This is a genomic window from Aeromonas sp. Y318-3 (assembly GCF_027706185.1).
Lineage (GTDB): Bacteria > Pseudomonadota > Gammaproteobacteria > Enterobacterales > Aeromonadaceae > Aeromonas > Aeromonas veronii.
The window spans coordinates 144,198-164,910 of sequence record NZ_JAPDCN010000004.1 but is presented as its reverse complement, the minus strand read 5'-3'; the positions used below and the strand labels follow the sequence as shown (position 1 = coordinate 164,910).

Sequence of the window (20,713 nt, the reverse complement as noted above, 5' to 3'; positions counted from 1 at the left end):
TTTTTAAATCTCGCGTAGAGATTGTGAGCAGTTTTAAAAACTCATATCTGAGCGAAACAATCAACACCCCAACTTTACTTAATTATGACTTCATCAGAATTAAAGAGTGCTCGGTTTGCCAGTAATAATTTTGAATAAAGGCACACCACAACGCCCATAACTACCACCATCCCAAAATTAATTAACCGAACTGTGAACTCCATCACCCATTTATTCGCCTTGTCGCCATCGATAACGGTAGACACCTCACGCTTTCTGGACACAGCTTCCCATGCTCGCTCGAGCCCACCCGATAGCCTGCGACCAAAGGGTTGGAGAAAAAATATCGGATAACCAGCGGTTATATTCGCTATAAGGCGACAAGGATAAACGGGATTTATAGAGTGAAACTGTTGAAAGCTGATTTCCAAGCGGCGGTTAACTCGGGCTATGCAGGTCATATCACTCTTTGCTGGTCATAACGACAGCGATAAAGGGGAATGTGCCCATCCGGGTATTCCATCCCCTCCAACAGCCTGCACGGGATGATATTTCCACCGCGTTAAACGCACGCTGCTTTCATCGCCCATTTTGTGTACCAATTCACATCAGATTAGGAGTGGAGCCAATAATGGCCATTCAAATAAACAAAATAGCCATGAGCCTTGCCTTAATGGCCACCGCTGGTAGTGCCACAGCAGCCGCCAAGCCCAATATTCTTGCCATCATGGGCGATGACATCGGCTACTGGAACATCAGTGCCTACAACCAGGGGATGATGGGCTACCAGACCCCGAATCTGGACAGGATCGCCAATGAAGGGGCCCTCTTTACCGATCACTACGGTCAGCAATCCTGCACCGCCGGCCGCGCCGCCTTCATTACCGGTGAAGAGCCATTCCGTACCGGTCTGCTGACCATCGGCATGCCCGGATCCACCCACGGTATTCCGGATTGGGCGCCCACCATCGGTGATCTGCTCAAAGAGCAGGGTTACATGACGGCTCAGTTCGGCAAAAACCATTTGGGCGATCAGAACCAGCACCTGCCGACCAAGCACGGCTTCGACGAGTTCTTCGGAAACCTCTATCACCTGAACGCGGAAGAAGAACCGGAAACCTACTACTACCCGAAAGATCCGGAGTTCAAGAAGAAGTTCGGCCCACGCGGCGTCATCAAATCTTCTGCCGACGGCAAGATTGAAGATACCGGCCCCATGACCCGCAAGCGCATGGAGCATGCTGACGAAGAGTTCCTCGAGTCCTCGCTAGCGTTCATGGAGAAAGCAGTCAAAGCCAAGAAGCCCTTCTTCATCTGGCACAACGCCACCCGCATGCACGTCTGGACCCGTCTGCAAGAGAAGTATCAGGGTAAATCCGGCGTCAGCATCTATGCCGATGGCATGCTGGAGCACGATGATCAGGTGGGGATCCTGCTCGACAAACTGGACGAGCTGGGGGTCGCCGACAACACCATCGTGATCTACACCACCGACAACGGCGCCGAGACCGTCAGCTGGCCGGATGGCGGCACCACCCCCTTCTACGGCGAAAAAGGCACCACATGGGAGGGTGGGATGCGGGTTCCGCAACTGGTTCGCTGGCCGGGCGTGATCAAGCCTGGTACTAAGGTCAACGCCATGATGGCCCATCAGGACTGGATGCCGACCCTGTTGGCCGCAGCCGGTGTACCGGATGTGAAAGAGAAGCTGGCCAAGGGCTACAAGGCCAACGGCAAACAGTGGCGGGTGAAACTGGACGGTTACAACTTCATGCCGTATCTCTCCGGTAAAGCCGGCACCTCCCCGCGCAACTCCATGCTCTACTTCTCCTCAAACGGCGAACTCAACGCCGTGCGCTGGAATGACTTCAAACTGAACTTTGCCACCATGGAGGGCAACATCACCGACGCGGCGCGTGTGACTCCGAACTGGCCGCAGATCATCAACCTGCGCGCAGATCCGTTCGAGAAGGCACCGCATGAGTCAGGCATGTATCTGCGCTGGATGGCAGACAACATGTGGCTGTTCGTACCTGCACAGGGGATCCTGAAAGAGTTCTTCGACACTCTGCCCAACTACCCGATGCAGCAGAGCTTCCAGATGAACCCTGCCAGCATTAGCTCCCAGAGCCTGATGCTCAAGGGCAAACTGGCAGAGCTGGATGCACTCAAGCAAAAAGTCGCCACCATCAAGTAAGGCGGTGACTCCAACGCCCATCACTCTCTGGTGGGCGTTTTCAATTTCCAGCCTGCTCGCCCCGAACCAGCTGGAAAGTGAAAACCCGTTGGCCCCTCCTAGCCCAATCTCTGTCTCGTTAAATGTACCCTGTGGAAAACCCTATGAACCCCTTGCAACAACAGATCTCGCAACTTATCGAACAGGTTGGTCACAGTGTGGTCGGCCAGTCCCATGTGATCCGCGCCCTGGTCATCGGCCTGCTGACCAATAGCCACGTGCTCCTTGAAGGTTTGCCCGGCACCGCCAAGACCCGCTCGGTCAAGGCGCTGGCAGAAGCCCTCAATACCAGCTTCGGCCGCATTCAGTTCACCCCCGACCTGCTCCCATCAGATGTAACCGGCACAGAGATGTATCAGGAGCGTGACGGATCCCACCAGTTGCGTTTCCAGCCAGGCCCCATCTTCAACAGCATCGTACTGGCCGATGAAGTGAACCGCGCCCCCGCCAAGGTACAAGCGGCGCTGTTGGAGGCGATGGCCGAAGGCACCGTCACCGTCGGTGACAAGAGCCATCGCTTGCCCGAGCTCTTTATGGTGCTGGCCACCCAGAATCCCATCGAGCAGGAGGGGACCTACCCGCTGCCAGAAGCCCAGATGGACCGTTTTGCCCTCAAGGTCTCGGTCGCCTACCCCGATGATGAGGCAGAGCTTGCCATTATTCGGCTGGTGCGGGCCGAAGAGCGCGGTACCCGCCAGCAGAACGAGGGGTTCGCCCCCCTCTCCCCTGAACTCATCTTGCAGGCCAGATCAGAGCTCTCGGCCATGACGGTCTCACCGCTGGTGGAGCACTACATCATTGCGCTGGTCATGGCGACCCGACACCCCGATCGCTACCCGGCCACCGGGCTGCAACAGTGGATTGCGGTCGGCGCCAGCCCCCGCGCATCCATTGCTCTGGACAAGTGCGCCCGCGCCTATGCCTGGCTGCAAGGGCGCAACCATGTGCTGCCCGACGATGTGCGTGCCATGGTGCCCAGCGTGCTTGGCCACCGCTTTACCCTCAGCTATGACGCGCTGGCAGATGGGGTGGATCACCAGCAGGTGGTGATGACTCTGCTCGATCACGTCGTCATCGGGTAAGCGATACCATGACACCTCGCTCCTTATCCCATGACAGGCTGACACAGGGCGGGCAACCGCCCAGTGGTGACCCCCGCATCCACTGCGACTACCTGACACTGGTCCGGCTTCAGGGGCTGGTCGGCCAGTTTTCACTGCTGCCCCGGCTAAACAGCGGCAACCTGCTGTGCGGCCGTCACCCGTCACGCTTTCGCGGCCGTGGACTCAACTTTGAAGAGCTGCGCCACTATCAGCAAGGGGATGATATTCGCACCCTGGACTGGAAAGTGACCCTGCGCACCGGCCGCCCCCATGTCCGTAGCTACAGCGAAGAGAAAGATCGTCACGTGATCCTCTGCGTTGATCAGCGCAGCGGCATGTTCTTCTCCTCGGTGGAGGTGATGAAGTCAGTGGTGGCCGCCGAAGTGGCTGCCCTGCTCGGCTGGCAAGTACTCAAAGAGAACGATCGGGTCGGGCTCGCCATTTTGCACTGCGATGGCGTGGCGTGGCTGCGCGGCCAGCGCTCCCGTGGCCACTGGTTGGCAGGGCTGCGCCAGCTCTGTGCCGCCAATCATGCTCTCTCGGCCACCAGCCGCGACGGCGAGGCGACCGGTCTGGCCCCCCTGCTGGCGATGCTGGGCCGCCTCAAGTTGAAAAATACCACCCTGATCTTTCTCAGCGACTGGGCTGGAGTAACCGAGGCCGACCTGACCCGCCTCGGTTACTTGCAGCAGCACAACGATGTGCTGGCACTGCACATCGCCGATCCCCTCGAGTCGGCTCTGTCGACCACAGCCGCTGACGCCAGCTGGATAGTCGGCGATGGCCAGTACCAGCTCAATATTGCTCCCCACCAGATCCCTGTGCTGGATCAGGGGCTAGCCCGCCAGCAGCAGCTGAAAAAAGATCAACTGCTGCGACTGATGGCCCTCAAGGGATTGCCGCTTATCACCCTCGACACCGGTGGCCACCACCTCGCCCGCCTCATTACCGCATTGGGAGGAGATCACTGATGAACCACAAGCTGCCCGGCACCTATATGCTGCGCGAATTGCAGGACGTGACCGTACCACCCACCATCAGCTGGCAACCGCAAACCGCAGGCTGGCTGCTGCTGGCGCTGAGCCTGGGGGCGCTGGCGCTGCTCTGGCTCTATCACCGGGCACAGCGCTGGTGGCAACAGCGTTACCGCCGTGAAGCGCAGGCGGCCCTGCGCACGATCAACTGGTCTGATGCCGGGGCCAGTCTGGCGCTGTTTCACCTGATCAAGCAGGTGTTGACCCACCTAGATCCCCGGCACGGCAAGCTGTTTGGCATGGCGTTGCTGCAGACCCTCGACAATGCCATGGCTGATAGGCAGCCCCGTTTTGCGACCGAACTGGGGGAACGCTGGCTGGTATCGCTGGTCTGTGATCAGGTGGTGCTAAGCGTGAGTGATCAGCTCTGCCTCGTTTCCCTCTGCAACGACTGGCTTGCCCACCACCAGACTCCAATACAAACAGCCTCGTTGGCGACGGAGGCTCATCATGCTTGATGCAGGTCTCGAGTTTGCCCACCCCCACTATTTCTGGCTGCTGCCCCTGCCGTTGCTGGTGTTTCGCCTTATTCCGGCCTATCGCACCCGGCAGAGTGCCATCAAGGTGCCCTTCTTCGACCTGCTGATCGATCTGCTGGATGAGCCGCCGCGTGAGGGGGCTACCCAGCTGACTGCCAGCTGGTGGCAGCGGATCGCCCTGATCACCGTTTGGCTGTTGGCGGTACTGGCACTGGCCAAGCCCACCATCTATGGCCCGCCTCAGGTGCGCGAGCGGTTCGGGCGGGATGTGATGATAGTGCTGGATCTCTCCGGCTCCATGGCCGAGACCGACTTCTCCCCCGACCCCGGCAAGTCCCTCAGTCGGCTAGACGCCGCCAAAGAGGTGCTTAAACAATTTGCTGCAATGCGTAAAGGAGATCGACTCGGGCTCATCCTGTTTGGGGATGCCGCCTTTCTTCAGGCGCCGTTTACCGCCGATCTAGACACCTGGCAAACCCTGCTGCAGGAAACCGATGTCGCCATGGCTGGCCAGAGCACCCATCTGGGGGATGCCATCGGTCTGGCAATCAAAGTGTTCAACAACAGTGATCGCCACGGGCAACTAGACCAGAACAGCGCCAAGCGGGAGAAAGTCGCCATCATCCTTACCGATGGCAACGACACCGGCAGTTTTGTCAGCCCGCGGGATGCGGCCCGGGTAGCCGCGGTCAACGGCGTGCGGCTGCATACTATCGCTATGGGGGATCCGGCCACCGTCGGCGAACAGGCACTCGATCTCGATACCCTGCAACAGTTGGCGATCCTGACCGGCGGCCAGTTGTTTCAGGCTCTTGATGAGGCGCAGCTGACGCGCGCCTATCAGGTGATCGGTGAGCTGGAGCCACAGCGCTACGAAAGCACCCGCTTTCAGACTCGCGAAAGCCTGCACCATTACCTCATCGCCGTCAGCGTCGGCCTCTATCTCACCCTCTTTTCCCTGTTGACCCTCAGGCGCTACCGCCTGCGCACTGCTCTCTCAGGAGACACGCCATGATGGATCCTCTCTACTGGCAACAGCTCTGGCTGAATGCCCACTTTCTGCGCCCCTGGTGGCTGCTGGCCTTGCTCCCCCTTGTCGCCATCCTGCTGCTGCGCTGGCGCATGGATGAAGCAAACAGCTGGCAACAGCGGCTGCCGCCCCATCTGCGCGAGGCGTTGACGCTGGGGGACACCGGCTGGAAAAAGAACCTGCCCCTCAAGGTGCTGGGGCTGCTGATGGGGCTCGCCATCCTGATCTGCGCAGGGCCGACCTGGAGCCGTGAACCCTCCCCCTTTGGCGAAGATCAGGGCGCCCTGCTGATCCTGCTCGATAACAGCGACTCCATGCTGGAAACGGATATCGCCCCCAACCGCTTGACGCGGGCCAAGCAGAAGATCAGCGATCTGCTGGCGACCCGCGATGGCGGGCGCAACGGGCTGGTGGTCTTTGCCGGCTCGGCCCACACCGCCATGCCGCTGACCCGTGACAGTGCCGTCTATGACCCTATCCTCGCCGCCATCCGTCCCGAGATCATGCCTAAAGCGGGCAAGCGCACCGAACAGGTGATCCCGCTGCTCACCGAGCTTCTGGCCGATGAGACCGGCAGCACCGTTTTGCTGGTGAGTGATGGCATCAGCCCCTCCGCCATCGCCCCCTTGGCTGACTATTTCCGTGGTCAATCCCGTCAGCTGCTGATCCTGGCCGCTGGCGACCCGGCCCTGAGTGGCAAACGCCCGCTGGAGCTTGCCTCACTACGGCGACTGGCCAGTGACAGCAATGGCGCCCTGCTCACCATGACGGTGGATAATCGCGACGTAGAGCGCATCAACCTGGGGATTGAACGCAACTTTTTGATCCACAACGACTCCCTGATGCCCTGGCAGGACATGGGTTACTACCTGCTCTTTCCGGTCGTTGCCCTGCTGCTGCTCTGGTTTCGCAAAGGCTGGCTGGTGCAGTGGGGTCTGGTGGCAGCCATCGGTCTCTCCCTGTTACAGACGACGCCTGCGCAGGCCACCACCTTCTCGCTGGCGCCCGCAGAGCCGACAGAGCCTGCGATCAATCACTGGGTAAAGGAGCTGAAACAGCAGTGGTTAAACCTCTGGCTCACCCCGGATCAGCAGGGGCAGTGGTACTTCCAGCAAGGTGACTATCTGGAGGCGGCTAAACACTATGAAGATCCCTTCTACAAGGGGGTGGCCTACTACTATGGCGCCGAGTTTGCGCTGGCCCAGTCAGCATTCCTGCAAGCCGACTCAGAACAGGCTCTGCTCTATGCCGGCAATGCCCTCGCCAGACAGCGTGAGTATCTGGCCGCCCGCCGGCTGTTCCGGAAACTGGCTGACGAGGCCAGCGACCCGAGCATGCGTCAATCAGCCGCCCACAACTATCAGGTGATGAGCGGGATTGTTGACGAGATCAACCGCGCCAGTCAGAGCCAGACCGGCACGCCGGATGGACCTGATCACTCCAGTGAACTGCCCGATGATGAGCCACGCAGTGCCAACGGAGCGGAAGAGACCGTGGTTTCATCCCTGATGGCGCGCGAAACCCTGACCGCAGATCAGATCCTGGCCAATCCGGCGCAGGCCGAAAAGTGGCTGCGCCGGGTGGAGTCTGATCCCGGTGACTTCCTGCAAGCCAAATTCCGCCTCCAGCTACAAGCGCAGCAAAAGGGCGCAACCGCCCGTCCTCGTTCTGCCACCCACAAGGAGCCTACCCATGTGCAACCGGCACAATAAACTCAGCCACTGGCTGTGCAGATATATGGTGACTGCTACCCTGCTCGGGGCCGTGCTGCTCACGGTCGAAGCACAGGCTGCCGAGGCCGCTGATGCGACTGATGCCACTCAGGTAACCCTCAAGAGCTGGTTGAAAGAGCAGGGGGAGGAGAAGCGCCCCTATGCCGTCAACCAACAGATCACCCTCTATCTGGAGCTGGCCACCAACCGCTGGTTTACCGCGGGTACCCGCATCGGCCAGTTCGAGCTGCCGGGGGTCATGGTCAAGCAGCGCAGCGAGCTGGCGACCAACTTCACCCAGCGCCGTGATGGCGAGACCTGGTCGCACCAGCGCTGGGAGCTGACGCTCTATCCCCAGCAATCCGGCCAGTTCGAGATCCCCGCCATCACGGTGCGGGCCTCAGTGGCGCGCCCTGAAGGGGGCTCCCGGCAGATCACCCTTACCACCCACCCTCAGCGTTTTGCCGCCGCTCTGCCCGACCCAGCCCTGACGGTCGGCGGGCGTTGGCTGAGCGCCAGCAATCTCACCCTGAGCCAGCGTTGGCAGCGCTCTGCGGATGAGCATGCTGACGGCGAGCTGCAGGTAGGGGATGCTATCACCCGCACCGTGACCGCCAGCGGGCAGGATACCCTCTCGGTACTGATCCCGCCGCTGATCACTCCGCTTGCAAGCGGTGGGCGGGTACAGGCCTATCCGGCGCAAGCCCGACTGAACGATACCCAGGAGCGGGGGGAGTACCTCTCGACACGGGAAGATCAGACTACCTATATCGTGCAGCGCGGTGGTGAGTTGACCCTGCCCGCGCTGGAGCTTGCCTGGTGGAACAGCCAGACTGGCCAGTTGCAGACCCTGACCCTCCCCGGGCAGAGCCTGCAAGTGCGCCACACTCCCGCCTCCTGGTTGGCGGCCTACTGGCATCGGTTGCTTGGAGTAGCCGGTGGTATAGCCCTGCTGGTGCTGGCGCTCCTGGCTATAGCCCGTTACTACCGTCACCACCCTCGCCCGCTCGGCTGGCAATATGGGGCCGCCATCTGGTGCAGGCAGTGGGGGGCGGTGCGGGTACTGGCCTATCGCTATTTGCGGGCCAAGAGGGGTTGGCTGGAACTGAGCCGTGTCAGTTCCGATCCGGTTTGGCAGCAACAACAGGCTGTATTCCAGCAAGATCCCCTTGATCGGGCTGATGCGCTCAGGATGGGCTGGCGCCTGCTGGTGCGCCTGCAAAGGCAACGGGGCACCAGTCTTGGCAACATCCGTTCACGGTTGGGCCACATTGTCGGCTGGCAAGCGGCCCTGCCGGGACTGACCCCCCTGACTGGCAAGCCGACCTCAGCGGATCAATCATCCAGCAACGCAAATAGATAAATAAAGTGCGCCACGCAGCAACCAACCCCTGCACTGGTTGTCCCACTTTGCCCACTTCATTACACTGCCAAGGTGGGATACCAGCTGGCTGCCACGCCACCTGACTGGCGTGGCAGGTTCTCCCCTCCGGCTACCCGACAGTGCCAAGGCAGTGTGATTTTTCCACGAACATGTAACGAGGCCTCTCTTGTTAGACATCAGAAGTACCGAGCTGAACCTGATCCCGATCTTTGTCGCCATCTATGAAGAGCGCAGCCTCTCCCGGGCGGCGACACGCATGGAGATCAGCCAACCCGCCGTCAGCAAGGCCCTCAAGCGACTGCGGGAGATCTATGGTGATCCTCTGTTTAATCGCAAGGTCGTGGGGATGGAGCCCACCTCGTTTGCCATCGACATCTATCCGGCGATGGCGGCCGCGCTGAAAAACTTCAGCTCTACCCTCTCGACCTCGCGCACCTTCAATCCGCACACTTCCCAGCGAGTCTTCTCCATCGCCTGTGTCAGACTGATCAGCGCCCAACTGGTCCCGGCGCTGCTGTGCAAGATCCGGGCACACGCCCCAGGTATTTCGCTCGAGGTGCATCCCCTCTTTACCGAGGATATGGAGAGTGACCTGCGGATGCAGCGTTATGATCTCATCATCGACATGACCCAGAGCGGGCGCAGCATGCTCAAGAGCGAGGTGCTCTATGGCGAGCAAGTGAAGGTGGTGTGTGCCAGCAACCACCCGCGACTGGGCAGCAACTTGACGGTGGAGGCCTATTTTACCGAGGAGCATGTGGCGTTGGCCCAGTGGCAGGTCAGAGGCAGCATGATCACCGCCGAGCACCTGCCGCAAATGGCCAACCGCAATATCGTGGTACGGGTGCCGACCGCCATGGAGATGCTGCCCATCATTGCGTGCAGCGAGATCATCGGGGTTTTGCCCACCTCCATCATAAATACCTTTGCCGGCATGTATGATGTGCGGGTACTACCCTTCCCCTTCGAGGAATCAGTATTCAGCCTGTCAGCCATCTGGCACCCCAGCCGGACCACCGAGGCGGGCCACCGCTGGCTGCGCCAGCAGTTGTTCGATGTGGTCAGCGAGCTGGGGCTGACCACCTCCATCGATCAGCCCTAACGGGTATCACGCACCAGTCGCAATCCCATGTCAGCCATCATCACCGACTGGCTGGCGAAATCACGCCGGAAATTTTCAGACAATTCAGCCTCATAGGCGTAGCTGCCGCCTCGCACCGACTTATGGGCGAGGTGGCTCTTGCTCTCCAGGGCATTGTTAGGGTTCTCTTGAGGACTGTGGCGATAGAAGGTCTCTTCATAGGCATCAGCCACAAACTCCCCCACATTGCCGGTCATGTCGTATAGCCCCAGCTCGTTGGGCTTTTTCAGCCCCACCGGATAGGCGCGATTCTTGGCGTTGCCGCTGTACCAGGCCACTTCATCAATCTGATCGGAGCCGCTGTAACGATAGCCTTTACTCAGCTTGCCACCCCGGGCTGCATACTCCCACTCAGCTTCGGTGGGCAGGCGGTAGTGAGCGCCGGTCAACTCATTGAGCCTTGTCACAAACAGATTGGCCTGTTGCCAGCTGAGGTTGTTGACCGGTACATCCGGCGCCTGGAAATAGCTGATGGAGGGGCCCATCACCGCCTCGAACAGGGCCTGGGTCACCTCGAATTTTGCCATGTAGAAGCTGTTGAGCGAGACCGTATGCTGTGGCCCTTCGCTCGCTTTGGCACTAGGGTCGTTGGAGCCCATCTCAAAACGGCCCCCTTCCACCAGCACCATGTCCGCTTCAATCTTCTGTCGCAGCGGATGGAGCGGCTGGTTGCCCTGTTTGACCGAGAGGGTGCAGCCAGCCACCAGCAGGGTGGTCGCCAGCAACGGAATTGCGCATTTGAACGGTATGATCGTCATAACCTGACCTGTGCAGTAAGAGAAGTGGCAGCCATCACTGGCCAGCGGAAACCGGCGGCGTGCTCGTCTTGCTCGCGCGCTTGCTATTGAGCTCGGCCAGCACCTCGGGGGGCGCTATCTTGCCAAGTTCACTCATGCAGGCGTTGCTCTTGGGGTTATCGTGGCGAAGGTAGATATCGCACACCGCATAGAGCTGCTCCGGCGCGCCGGAGATCCGGTAGGCAAGCTCGAACGAGCCGATGGCTTTCTCGAGATCCAGCGGCTCTTGCAGCACCCCGTTGAGATACCAAAAGTAGCTGTTATTGCCAGCGAGCTCCGCCGCCTGTGCCATGGTGACTGCCGCTTCGCTCTTCTGATCGAGGCGCACCTGGGTCAGCGCCTTGGCGTAATGGAGGTTGGCATTCTGCGGCAGCACAAGAATCCCCTTGTTGAGCAAGGCCAGCGCCTCGGCATCCCGTTGCTGGGCCCGCAAGTTGTCAGAGAGACCAAGCCAGATCAGGGGATTATCGGGCTGATTGGTCAGCAGTTGTTCGTAGCTTGCCTGCGCCTTGTCCCACTGCCGGGTCCAGCGATAGAGATCTGCCTGCAACAGCTGCTGCGCAGGGTCCTTCTGCCGGGCGAGATACTCGCTCACCTCCGCCAGCGGCTGACCAATGGCGCTCAGTTGCCCCTCATTCATGGCGCCATAATCGCGAGCCAGATTGAGGGTAGCGGCGCGGCGAACCTCGGCGCTGCTGTCAGCCAGCAGCGGTGAGAGCAGTCGCCAGCGGTGCGCAAACTGATAAGGGTCGGCAGCCACGACCGCAGCTTCTCGCACCAGCGCACTCTCGTCGCGCAGAGTTCTGGCCACCGCCACCAGACTGTTCTGGTTCGGATAAGCCGCCAGCTGGCGCAGGGCATCGGCCCGCTCCACCGCTGGCAGGGAGATATCCTGCGCACTGTAGGCCCACTGCTGGATCTGGGCGGCTGAGGGCGCACTGGCCGCCACGGATGCGGTGGGTGCCCCATTCGCTGATGTGGTGACCGGCGGCGCAGGGCTGGCTACCGCCAGTGCTGGGCCAGACAGGGTCATGCCAAGGGCCAGCCACAAGGCGCCCATGGTGCCGGAGCGGGTGTGACGGAACTCGCAGCGACTCAACATGCTCTGCATCGCTTATTTCCTCTGACCATGTGTCAAGACGCCGTTACTCATCACCGCATCACGATACTTGCCATGAGCCACAGGGTAACCGGCACGGCGAAGGATATAGGCCATCGACTGATCGATATGGCTGAAAAACTTGTACCAACCGGCACAGAGGTAATTCAGACCTGCCTCCCCTTCGTGGGTGCGAATAAAGCGGTTCTTCGGGCACTCCCCATAGCAGGCAAACTGGTAGTCACACTGCTGGCATTGGCGGGTCAGGCTGCGCGATTTGGCAAAGCCGAACGCTTGCTGGGCGGGCGAATACGCCAGTTCACTGAGCGGCTGATGGTGGATATTGCCGATCTTGTACTTGGGATAGACATAGTGGTCACAGGCAAACACATCGCCGTTGGGCTCCATCGCCAGCCCCTTGCCGCAGATCTCCCCCAAGGTACAGAGGGGGTTCTTGCGTCCCATCCAGGTCTCGACACTCGCCTCGAAATATTGCACGAAGACCCGTCCCAGATCCCGCTGCACCCACTCATCGAAAATGGTGATGAGAAAATCCCCCCACCCCTCGGCCGAGACGCACCAGGGCTCGACCACCGAATTTTTGTGCCAGGGATTGAGGCGTTTGTCCCCCTGCTTGAGTTGCTCTTGCTGCTGCCAGGTCTGGGGCGCAGTGGTGCGAAAGCTCTTCTGCTCGACGATGGGGATAAACTGCATCTGGGGCGACTTCACCTCGTCGCGCAGGAAGCGATAGACCTCCAGCGCATTCTTGCTGGTGAGGTTGTTAACGCAAGTCAGGGTGGCAAACTTCACCTTGTATTTATGCAGCAACGCCACCGCCGCCATCACCTGATTGAAGGTACCGCGCCCGGCTCGGTTGACCCGATAGGCGTTGTGCAGCAACTCGGGGCCATCGATGCTCAGACCGATGAGAAAGTTGTTGGCGGCCAGAAATTCACACCACTCATCGTTGAGCAAGATGCCGTTGGTCTGGAGGTCGTTGGCAATCACCACCCCTTGCGGCTGGTATTTGCGCTGCAACTCGACCACTTTGCGAAAATAGTCGAGCCCGAGCAACGTCGGCTCGCCCCCCTGCCAGGAGAAGATGATCTCGCGGGTGTTCTGCCCCTCGATATATTAGCGGATATAGGTCTCAAGGGTCTGCTCGTCCATCTGGGGCGAACACCCCTTCTTGTATTCCAGCAGATCCTGCTTGCTGAGGTAGTAGCAGTAGGTACAGTCGATGTTACACACGGCCCCGATAGGTTTGGCCATCACATGCATCCGCTTGGATGCCTTGCCGTTGAACTGTGGACCCTGAGTAATCACCATAACTGCACCACCTGCAAAATTGCTGTTTTGAGGCCTGCAGTCTAAAGGCTCCCGCTGTCACACGCTGGTTATACCCCTTATAACCAGCGGATATGTGTAGTGGTCTAATCATCCCGGACACCATTTTAGGTGGTACAGTCGCCACCATGACCTGAGGTGTCCAATGACAAGATTACGTCGCTCATTTACTGCCGAATTCAAACTCGAAGCCGCATCCCTGGTGCTCGACCAGGGATATTCTGTCCCCGAAGCAAGCCGTTCACTGGATGTCGGTGAAACCGTACTGCGCCGCTGGGTTCAGCAACTGCAATCCGAACGCTGTGGTACAACCCCCATCGGAAAAGCACTGACTCCGGAGCAGCAAAAAATTCAGGAGCTGGAAGCCCGTATCAACCGGCTCGAACGTGAAAAGGACATACTAAAAAAGGCGACTGCTCTCTTGATGGCGGACGATTAACCGTGAGCGTATGCAGCAGCGCTGTGAGTTGCGCCGTTTGTTCAAAGAAAGCCGGGACTCAGCGGGCAGCCGTGCCTTGATGTCGATGATGCGGGAGTTGGGGTATCAGATTGGCCGATTCAAAGTACGTAACCTGATGAAGGAAGCCGGGCTGGCATCCAAGCAACCGGGCGCTCATCGCTATCAGGTCGCGCGGTCTGAACGACCGGATATTCCCAATCTGCTGGCTCGCGAATTTGATGTCCAGCAACCCAATCAGGTGTGGTGTGGCGATATCACCTACGTCTGGGCCGGTGGTCGTTGGCATTACCTGGCAGCGGTGCTTGACCTGCACACCCAGCGGGTCGTGGGCTGGGCGATGTCTGATAAACCTGATGCAGAATTGGCAATCAAAGCACTGGAGATGGCCTATCAGCTGCGGGGTTGTCCGTCAGGCGTGCTGTTTCACTCTGACCAAGGCAGCCAATATGGCAGCCGGGCATTTCGGCAACGACTGTGGCGCTATCGTATGACCCAGAGCATGAGTCGGCGTGGAAACTGCTGGGATAACGCCCCGATGGAGCGACTTTTCAGGAGCCTGAAGTCAGAGTGGCTCCCGGCTATGGGATATATGAGCTTGCGAGAGGCGAAGCGGGATATCAGTTACTACCTGATGGATTACTACAACTGGCGGCGTCCACATCAACACAATGACGGGATACCGCCAGCAAAAGCCGAAGCTCGGCCTAACCAAGTGTCCGGATTTAGTTGACCACTACAGCTATCACTAGTTGATAGTCGGCCAAATAGCCTCTTATTGCACAATCTGGCTGGATAACAACACTTGCAACATCTGCTTTTGATGCTCAGCTATCTCATCCTCCTGCCAGCGACCCTTCTCTTTCATAAGCCTGATCATTGCGAGCAACTTGAGGCTATCAATCTGGTTGTTGGCAAGGCTCGCTTCAAAGTGCTCCTGCTTCTGTTGCGGCTGGAAGTTACTCAAGCGCGAGTTCTTGCTGTGGCTGATAAGGCAAAGGTTGCCAAACGAATGGAGTGCACTCTGCTCAACCGGTTTATAGCCATCCATCGGATGCTGGGGTGAGAAGTGCTCCACCGAGCTGCGGAAAGTGAACTCAAAGGGGCCAGCAACTTTGTCGCAATTCCGATCTCGTACCCACAGCAGATAGTCGAGGAAGTTGAAGACAAAGTTGTTCTCGATATGACCGAAGCGAAGTTTGGATGTAATCACCTTGTGCCAGCTCTCATCCACATTGATCGCGGGCAACAGGGCATTATCAAGGTAGAGCATCTGGTAATAGGAAGCCCCTTCACCCGGCGCCAAAAAGCGCTGGAAGACAAAGCGGCGAGCCTGACTCTCCAGATAGGACAGATAAGCCCCTGCCTCTACCGGTTGATCAGGGTGACAATTGTCGAACAGATATCTCAGTGCACCATTCAGCCAATGTTTGTAAACCAGGGTCGGGGTCGACACATGAAACGCAGACAGCAACATCAGGATCCGCCGGTTAACACCAGAGAAACCATTCTCATTTTCATCCTTGTCAAAGGTATTGATGTAACTGACGCTCTTTTCCGAATACCAGTGCAGCCGCTTCAGACTCCAACCATCCTTGCCATCGGCAAACTCGCGCTTGATGATGAACTGATCAAACAGATACTTGCTCTTTAACAGGCCATAGATAAAACGCTTAACTGCCGCTACTGGATCCGGTTGCCTTATCACTCGGATCTCAAACTGATCAACCAGTTGTTTATCATCAAGCGGCACCCCCTCCGTATCGCCCGGGTCGCGGCTAACGAGTCGCAGCACATGGAGCAAGAAGTTGGAGAAGTTGATGACGCTGTTAAAGCGTTCGGAGCCTGCGCTCTCCTCCTCCACCGTCTGCTCACCATCGAGCTTGTCATCCTGCAAAATGGCCAACAAGGTGCGCCCCTGGCTAGCGGCAGTGGCCCCGTTTTTATCGGCAGCGTTGGCCGTGTTAGGGGACCCTAGCAGATCAAGCAGATGGGCAAAATCACGGGGCACAAACTGGCCCCAGTCGCTCTCACCAAACAGACGGTGGCGCTCTTGCGGGGTAAAGCCGTACTGGATATAGCGCTCCATATTGGCGCAGGCATCCCATACCCGGGTCAGGATATGAATACTTTGGCGACGATGCTCTTCCTCGGGTATCTGGTTCAGCGTCTCCATCAGCCGCGCCTTGATCACTTCATGCTTTTCCAACTGCTCGCCGCGATTGTTCATCGCCTCGAAGAAGTGATTGAGATCGGTATCCTTGGGTACCTCAATACGAGAGACCTGCACATGCGTGAAGAGGTAGTCACAAAAGGCTGTCAGTTTAGCCCCCACCAAACCAAGATCCGCCATTGCCTTGCCAATCAATTCAAAACCGTTCACCAGACCTTCATTGAAGGCACTCCCCCGCAAATCGTGGGGGGCAACACCCTGCCACAAGCGCTCGAAGGTATGACTCGATATCGGGCGACTCTCAAAAGCGAGGTTGATGGTCTGATACCAGCTCATATCCACCGAATCTTTCGCGTGGTGTTTGAGCCAATTGGCCAGCAAAGAGAGGGTAGTAAAGCGCTGCTGGCCATCGATTACCTCGAAACTGCCATCGTCCCGGGCAAACACCACCAAGGTGCCGATATAGTAGGTTTGCTGTTCCTTGGCTCCGACCGATTTTTGCTGATAATCCAGCACATCCTGCAGCAGTTGGGTGATCTCTCCCTCGCCCCAGGCATAGTTGCGCTGGTACATGGGCACCAGATAGCGGGCGCTGTCTTCGAGCAGTGCACGGATGGAAAAGGGGCAAACGCCTGCATCATTCATAATATTTCATCTCCCGAAACAGCCCGACCAGTTCATCTTCGGCGCCGTTGCGATTGTTCTTGTTCTCTCGACTGCTCATGCTAGGCAAAGGGAAGCCGTGCAGGTCTCCCGGCAGACGGGCATCACGAATGGCACGGATCAGATTGTGCTCCAGCACGTAGTTATCCATGGTCGCCAGTTGCACCACCTGCTGGCGAATACGGCAGCGATAGGCCCAGATAAAGCACTTCTCGATGGCCAGTGACAGCCCCTGGCTGCCGAACTTGTCGATATAGAAGATCAGGGCGCAGTCGAACATGGCCCGCACATAACGATCCCCGGTGCGGTGGCGACGCTCGTAGCTGCCCAGGGTCGAGAGCACCTTGCTGGCCATCGGCGTCAGCGTTTCGCCGAGCAGGGTGGCTGATTGCGTTTTGCCGGAATCAGACTCCTCGGCCACGATGGCGGCGACCCGCGTCTGGTAGTACTCGGCCATCTCGAAAAAGCGCCGACCATTGATGATCATCTGGTCGAGATGAAAGGGAAACGTCATGCGCTGGCCGTCAATCTTGCGCTGGTACTGGCTGTTGTACTCATCGACAAAGTGGTGGGCGATACGCAGCGACTCCACGTAAGGGAAGTGCCCTACCCGATCTAGGTTGACCCCCTTGAAGAGATCCACCTCCCCCTTGCCAAAGTAGCGGGCCGACTTGCCCTCGGCCCACTGGCGTACCCGATAGAGATAGAGAGCGAACAGATTGGCCAGCTCGTCGCTTGGCAGGTACTCCCAATGGGCGACGGCCTCGGCCTTGAGGTTGGCCTCATGGTCGGCAAACTCGCGCAGGTGAAATGCCTTGAGCAGATCGTGAGGAGCCAGATCGCGCCCCCGGGCATTTTGCGAATCGAAGAACTGGAACGCCTCCGAGATATCCTGCAGCACAAAGCAGACTACCTGACAGCGGTTGAGCAGAAAGTCGATTTGCTGCTCGTCAAACTCAGGGCGGGCCACCAGCCGACGCAACTCCAGATAGTTGCGTCTGAGGTTGAACTCCGAATCCCGGCTGGGGAAGTGCTGACGCTGCATAAACGCATCGATAGGTCCACGCAAGGCCTGCAATAGCTCACGCAGATCCTGACGTTGAAACCGGATACTCTTCTCTTTGCCACTGCGAGTTTCGTTATCCAGTACCTCGATCAGCGCCTTGACGGTCAACATCAGGGTCAGGGTGCGTTGCTGGCCATCGACGATATCAAGCATCTCGCCCTGCTCACTATCGGTGTGCTGATGAAACACCACCGAGCCCAGCCGGTAGGCGCTCTTGTCCTGATGGGTCGCCAGATCACTGAAGAGATCCGAGATATTCTTGGCACCCCAGCGGTACGGTCGCTGATAGCTTGGGATGGCCAGTTGGGGAATGGCCAGCAACTGGCGTACCGACTGCACTTGATTATTAATGCTCTCCATCATGCCTCCTGCGGTAGGCGGATGCAGCCGGTCAACAACCACTGCATCAGCCCCTGTTTCAGGAGGGAGAAGTAGAGTTCGTTCTTCTTGATAGCCATGAGTCAGGTATTCCGATAAGAGTCTGTGTACACCAAGGGTGCCTGGAAAACGAAAAGAGGCAGAGATTCACAACCTTGCCGGTTACGGAGCCAGAAATTGCCGACAAGTTTACCCATTTGGCCCCGTTGCAACCATGCCTGATATCACATCACAGTGTGATCGCCGACCGTTTGCTGCAAAAGCCATCATTTGTCTTCAAGCAAAGCTGGCGGTGTACTCTCGCCACGGCATATGAGTTGCCCCAGCGCGTTGGTTCGGCAGACGGTGCCATCAGAGGCACGCAGGTTACCGAGACTATCCTCACGCCACGTCACCCGTTCGCCGGTTTTGGCATTGCTGCCGCGCACATGGCCCAGTGCGTCTTTGCGGTAGGTGGTGCCATCGCTGCCCTTGAGGTTGCCCAACGGATCGGTGCGCCAGGTGATGCCGGTACCCGAGTCTTTGATGTTGCCCAGTGCATCCTCACGCAGAGTGCCCTGTTTGCCATCATCACACTGGTAAATAGTATTGCCCAGCGCATTCTCCCGATAGGTGCAGTCTGCAGCAAACACGATTTGCGGCGTTAGGCCCAGCAACAGGGCGATTAATGACAACGGGCGTGTCGCTAACCAAAAGCCGTGTTGGTTTCTCATCGCATATCCCCTCTGATGTGAACTCGGCTGACTATACCGGGCCAGCCGCACAGCTTCGATACTGGGGTTTTGCACATGTCGTGTTTTCAGGCGGATACAACTTTGACTCTAAAGAGTGTGAACAAGGAGCTCACTGCAATAATTTGAGCCGTGTTACTCTAGGCCAAATGGAACTTGCTTGAGGGATATCATGCCGATACAACCACCCCCTTCTACTTATCGCTGCCCAACATGTGGCTGGCACAAGACGGTTGTTCCCAAGAGCGATGTTATGGTACGTGGCCACACCTGGTTTGAGGCCTGTCCCGAGTGCCGCCATGCCCCACTGGAACAATCGTCGGCCACCATGGTGGAGCTGGCCATTGCAACGCTGAAGGGTGTCATCCGCAAGTAGCCGCTGCTATCACCACATGCTATTCCAGCCAGTTCTTCATCAACCTGATGATCCAGCAGCAGGACAGAGAGTCTGGTTGTCAAAGCTGGCTATTCATCTGATTGAGAAGGAGATCGTCGTTGAATTTTGAACAGTTGAAAACTCGTCACCGGACTCTGCGTGAACACTCTCCCAGCAACCTCAACCTGCGAGTTCATCGTGCCTTAAGCTGGCTGCAACGTGCTGAAATGGCCGAAGATGAAGATGGCCGCTTTATCTTTCTCTGGATTGCGTTCAATGCGGCTTATGCCACTGAAATCGATGACGATCGTCGCCTCTCTGAACAGGAGACCTTCAAAGGCTTTCTGGAGAAACTGTGCGATCTGGATGAGCACAAAAAGATCGAGCATCTGGTTTGGCAGGAGTTCTCTGGCAGTATCCGCATACTGCTGGATACCCCGTTTGTACTGCAAGGCTTCTGGGATTATCACAGCGGCAAAATAAGCGAAGCCCAGTGGAAGGAGCGGCTGGCACAAGGCAAGAAGATGGCAAACCAGGCCCTCGCCAGCAGCAACACCCCACAGTTGCTGGGCGTGGTGTTTAACCGCCTCTATACCCTGCGCAACCAGCTAATTCATGGCGGTGCGACCTGGAACAGCTCGGTCAATCGCAAACAACTGAAGGATTGTGCCAACCTGCTCGGCAAACTGGTGCCGGTGATCATCGAGTTGATGATGACCCATCCCGATACCCTGTGGGGAGATGCCTGTTATCCGGTGGTTGAGCTGGCTGGTTAATCAGCCGCAGGATGGCGGGATACGATGGCGCCGCGGCTTCAATCTGTCCGATCTGACAGATAGAAAGCCCCGGCTAACAGTCCATAGACCAACCGCACCCGCTCATCCCTGCCCAGCAGCACACCGAGTAACACTTCGCCGCTTGCCAAATCGTCACCATGCCAGAAGCACCAGAGGGCTGCCTCCACTACATCCAACCAGCTGGCATGGCCCAGCTGATTGCGTGACTTTCGCCGCCAGCTGCCGCGCACCACGGCGCAGCTATTCGGGGATGTGGCCGCAATATCGAGCCTCACACTCTGGTCTATGACGGGACTCGCTGGCACGTTCGTGCCTACTGCGAGAAGAAAGGGGAATATCTGGACTTTGTGATGAGTCGTTTTCGCGGCGAACCGGATCTGCTGGATGCCTCCCCTCACGGCCGGGAGCAGGATCTGGAGTGGAACACCCATGCGGTAGTCGTTCCCAATCCAGGCCTCAGCGAGGGTCAGCAGGCAATCATTGCCAGAGACAATGCCATGACAGGGAACCAGCTGTTGATTAACCAGCGCATCCCTTTGATGCACTACGCATTGGAGCGGATGCAGGTGAGCTACAACGGAGAACATCAACAACATCCCCTGCTCTACCCGCTGGTACTGGCCAACCGGGAGGAGCTCATCCAGCAAGGCTGTACCTTCAAGCTCAAGAGTGCGGATTTGCTGACACAACACAGCTCGTCTGACAGACACAAGAGTAACAGCGGGTAAAGG

General features: G+C 58.1%; 19 protein-coding genes and 2 pseudogenes. 13 read left to right on the top strand and 8 right to left on the bottom strand.

Annotated features, from left to right (window positions below; genetic code table 11):
- Positions 1-610: 610 nt before the first annotated feature.
- The 8 genes from OKB77_RS07445 to OKB77_RS07410 all read left to right on the top strand — a co-directional run bounded on the left by OKB77_RS07445 (position 611) and on the right by OKB77_RS07410 (position 10,059).
- Positions 611-2,176: an arylsulfatase gene (locus OKB77_RS07445; RefSeq protein WP_270817319.1), complete on the top strand. Its 1,566-nt coding sequence runs from the start codon at positions 611-613 to the stop codon at positions 2,174-2,176.
- Between the two features lie 143 nt (positions 2,177-2,319).
- Positions 2,320-3,297 (top strand): AAA family ATPase, encoded by a 978-nt coding sequence (locus OKB77_RS07440; protein ID WP_199416823.1) that lies wholly within the window; start codon positions 2,320-2,322, stop codon positions 3,295-3,297.
- 8 nt (positions 3,298-3,305) lie between these two features.
- Positions 3,306-4,289: a DUF58 domain-containing protein gene (locus tag OKB77_RS07435; protein ID WP_199416824.1), complete on the top strand. Its 984-nt coding sequence runs from the start codon at positions 3,306-3,308 to the stop codon at positions 4,287-4,289.
- Complete coding sequence (locus OKB77_RS07430; protein WP_042082087.1) at positions 4,289-4,810, top strand: DUF4381 family protein; 522 nt, start codon at positions 4,289-4,291, stop codon at positions 4,808-4,810. The genes OKB77_RS07435 and OKB77_RS07430 overlap by 1 nt, the downstream gene beginning before the upstream one ends.
- Positions 4,803-5,846: a vWA domain-containing protein gene (locus OKB77_RS07425; protein ID WP_199416825.1), complete on the top strand. Its 1,044-nt coding sequence runs from the start codon at positions 4,803-4,805 to the stop codon at positions 5,844-5,846. Before OKB77_RS07430 ends, OKB77_RS07425 begins: the two co-directional genes overlap by 8 nt.
- Positions 5,843-7,573: a VWA domain-containing protein gene (locus tag OKB77_RS07420; RefSeq protein ID WP_199416826.1), complete on the top strand. Its 1,731-nt coding sequence runs from the start codon at positions 5,843-5,845 to the stop codon at positions 7,571-7,573. The genes OKB77_RS07425 and OKB77_RS07420 overlap by 4 nt, the downstream gene beginning before the upstream one ends.
- On the top strand, positions 7,554-8,936 hold the full coding sequence (locus OKB77_RS07415) for a BatD family protein (protein WP_270817317.1): 1,383 nt from the start codon (positions 7,554-7,556) through the stop codon (positions 8,934-8,936). Before OKB77_RS07420 ends, OKB77_RS07415 begins: the two co-directional genes overlap by 20 nt.
- A 187-nt stretch (positions 8,937-9,123) precedes the next feature.
- Positions 9,124-10,059 (top strand): LysR family transcriptional regulator, encoded by a 936-nt coding sequence (locus OKB77_RS07410; protein WP_265776420.1) that lies wholly within the window; start codon positions 9,124-9,126, stop codon positions 10,057-10,059.
- On the opposite strand, the gene OKB77_RS07405 is transcribed toward OKB77_RS07410, so the two are convergent.
- From OKB77_RS07405 to OKB77_RS07390, 4 genes are read right to left on the bottom strand one after another with little or no spacing between them, the layout of a single operon-like run.
- A complete protein-coding gene (locus OKB77_RS07405; RefSeq protein WP_199428230.1) occupies positions 10,056-10,856 on the bottom strand; it encodes a formylglycine-generating enzyme family protein in 801 nt (266 codons plus the stop codon). The two genes, OKB77_RS07410 and OKB77_RS07405, sit on opposite strands and share 4 nt — an antisense overlap.
- A 34-nt stretch (positions 10,857-10,890) precedes the next feature.
- Positions 10,891-12,006, bottom strand: a complete 1,116-nt coding sequence (locus OKB77_RS07400; protein WP_199416830.1) for a tetratricopeptide repeat protein — start codon at positions 12,004-12,006, stop codon at positions 10,891-10,893.
- A 3-nt stretch (positions 12,007-12,009) separates the two neighbouring features.
- Positions 12,010-13,125: an anaerobic sulfatase maturase gene (locus OKB77_RS07395; protein ID WP_270817358.1), complete on the bottom strand. Its 1,116-nt coding sequence runs from the start codon at positions 13,123-13,125 to the stop codon at positions 12,010-12,012.
- A 3-nt stretch (positions 13,126-13,128) separates the two neighbouring features.
- On the bottom strand, positions 13,129-13,323 hold the full coding sequence (locus OKB77_RS07390; protein ID WP_270817315.1) for a hypothetical protein: 195 nt from the start codon (positions 13,321-13,323) through the stop codon (positions 13,129-13,131).
- Positions 13,324-13,486: 163 nt separating this feature from the next.
- Here OKB77_RS07390 and OKB77_RS07385 point away from each other — a divergent pair.
- A pseudogene (locus OKB77_RS07385) lies at positions 13,487-14,531 on the top strand (IS3 family transposase).
- A 42-nt stretch (positions 14,532-14,573) separates the two neighbouring features.
- On the opposite strand, the gene OKB77_RS07380 reads toward OKB77_RS07385, so the two are convergent.
- From OKB77_RS07380 to OKB77_RS07370, 3 genes are all read right to left on the bottom strand, one after another.
- Positions 14,574-16,616 (bottom strand): DUF262 domain-containing protein, encoded by a 2,043-nt coding sequence (locus OKB77_RS07380; RefSeq protein ID WP_270817314.1) that lies wholly within the window; start codon positions 16,614-16,616, stop codon positions 14,574-14,576.
- Entirely contained in the window at positions 16,609-18,063 is a 1,455-nt protein-coding gene (locus OKB77_RS07375; protein ID WP_223849305.1) for a DUF262 domain-containing protein, read from the bottom strand. Before OKB77_RS07375 ends, OKB77_RS07380 begins: the two co-directional genes overlap by 8 nt.
- Before the next feature lie 281 nt (positions 18,064-18,344).
- Entirely contained in the window at positions 18,345-18,752 is a 408-nt protein-coding gene (locus OKB77_RS07370; protein ID WP_234915185.1) for a hypothetical protein, read from the bottom strand.
- Positions 18,753-19,062: 310 nt separating this feature from the next.
- Here OKB77_RS07370 and OKB77_RS07365 point away from each other — a divergent pair, with 310 nt between their 5' ends.
- Positions 19,063-19,185 carry a hypothetical protein gene (locus OKB77_RS07365; protein WP_265114136.1) on the top strand — a complete coding sequence of 41 codons (123 nt, stop codon included), beginning with the start codon at positions 19,063-19,065 and terminating at the stop codon, positions 19,183-19,185.
- 119 nt (positions 19,186-19,304) lie between these two features.
- A complete protein-coding gene (locus tag OKB77_RS07360; protein WP_068979527.1) occupies positions 19,305-19,961 on the top strand; it encodes a HEPN domain-containing protein in 657 nt (218 codons plus the stop codon).
- Positions 19,962-19,999: 38 nt separating this feature from the next.
- Here the strand turns inward: OKB77_RS07360 and OKB77_RS07355 are convergent, their stop codons facing one another.
- Positions 20,000-20,257 (bottom strand): ADP-ribosylglycohydrolase, encoded by a 258-nt coding sequence (locus OKB77_RS07355; RefSeq protein WP_113739471.1) that lies wholly within the window; start codon positions 20,255-20,257, stop codon positions 20,000-20,002.
- Here OKB77_RS07355 and OKB77_RS24040 point away from each other — a divergent pair.
- Positions 20,225-20,296 (top strand): annotated as a pseudogene (locus OKB77_RS24040) (hypothetical protein); the annotation flags it as partial. The gene OKB77_RS07355 and the pseudogene OKB77_RS24040 sit on opposite strands and share 33 nt — an antisense overlap.
- 36 nt (positions 20,297-20,332) lie before the next feature.
- Positions 20,333-20,710 carry a hypothetical protein gene (locus OKB77_RS07350; RefSeq protein WP_223849307.1) on the top strand — a complete coding sequence of 126 codons (378 nt, stop codon included), beginning with the start codon at positions 20,333-20,335 and terminating at the stop codon, positions 20,708-20,710.
- Positions 20,711-20,713: the final 3 nt, after the last annotated feature.

What these genes read in the sequence shown, in the direction of transcription:
- OKB77_RS07445 (WP_270817319.1), top strand. Translation starts at nt 611, where the DNA reads ATGGCCATTCAAATAAACAAAATAGCCATGAGCCTTGCCTTAATGGCC.
- OKB77_RS07440 (WP_199416823.1), top strand. Translation starts at nt 2,320, where the DNA reads ATGAACCCCTTGCAACAACAGATCTCGCAACTTATCGAACAGGTTGGT.
- OKB77_RS07435 (WP_199416824.1), top strand. Translation starts at nt 3,306, where the DNA reads ATGACACCTCGCTCCTTATCCCATGACAGGCTGACACAGGGCGGGCAA.
- OKB77_RS07430 (WP_042082087.1), top strand. Translation starts at nt 4,289, where the DNA reads ATGAACCACAAGCTGCCCGGCACCTATATGCTGCGCGAATTGCAGGAC.
- OKB77_RS07425 (WP_199416825.1), top strand. Translation starts at nt 4,803, where the DNA reads ATGCTTGATGCAGGTCTCGAGTTTGCCCACCCCCACTATTTCTGGCTG.
- OKB77_RS07420 (WP_199416826.1), top strand. Translation starts at nt 5,843, where the DNA reads ATGATGGATCCTCTCTACTGGCAACAGCTCTGGCTGAATGCCCACTTT.
- OKB77_RS07415 (WP_270817317.1), top strand. Translation starts at nt 7,554, where the DNA reads ATGTGCAACCGGCACAATAAACTCAGCCACTGGCTGTGCAGATATATG.
- OKB77_RS07405 (WP_199428230.1), bottom strand. Translation starts at nt 10,856, where the DNA reads ATGACGATCATACCGTTCAAATGCGCAATTCCGTTGCTGGCGACCACC.
- OKB77_RS07400 (WP_199416830.1), bottom strand. Translation starts at nt 12,006, where the DNA reads ATGCAGAGCATGTTGAGTCGCTGCGAGTTCCGTCACACCCGCTCCGGC.
- OKB77_RS07390 (WP_270817315.1), bottom strand. Translation starts at nt 13,323, where the DNA reads ATGGTGATTACTCAGGGTCCACAGTTCAACGGCAAGGCATCCAAGCGG.
- OKB77_RS07380 (WP_270817314.1), bottom strand. Translation starts at nt 16,616, where the DNA reads ATGAATGATGCAGGCGTTTGCCCCTTTTCCATCCGTGCACTGCTCGAA.
- OKB77_RS07375 (WP_223849305.1), bottom strand. Translation starts at nt 18,063, where the DNA reads ATGATGGAGAGCATTAATAATCAAGTGCAGTCGGTACGCCAGTTGCTG.
- OKB77_RS07365 (WP_265114136.1), top strand. Translation starts at nt 19,063, where the DNA reads ATGGTACGTGGCCACACCTGGTTTGAGGCCTGTCCCGAGTGCCGCCAT.
- OKB77_RS07350 (WP_223849307.1), top strand. Translation starts at nt 20,333, where the DNA reads ATGAGTCGTTTTCGCGGCGAACCGGATCTGCTGGATGCCTCCCCTCAC.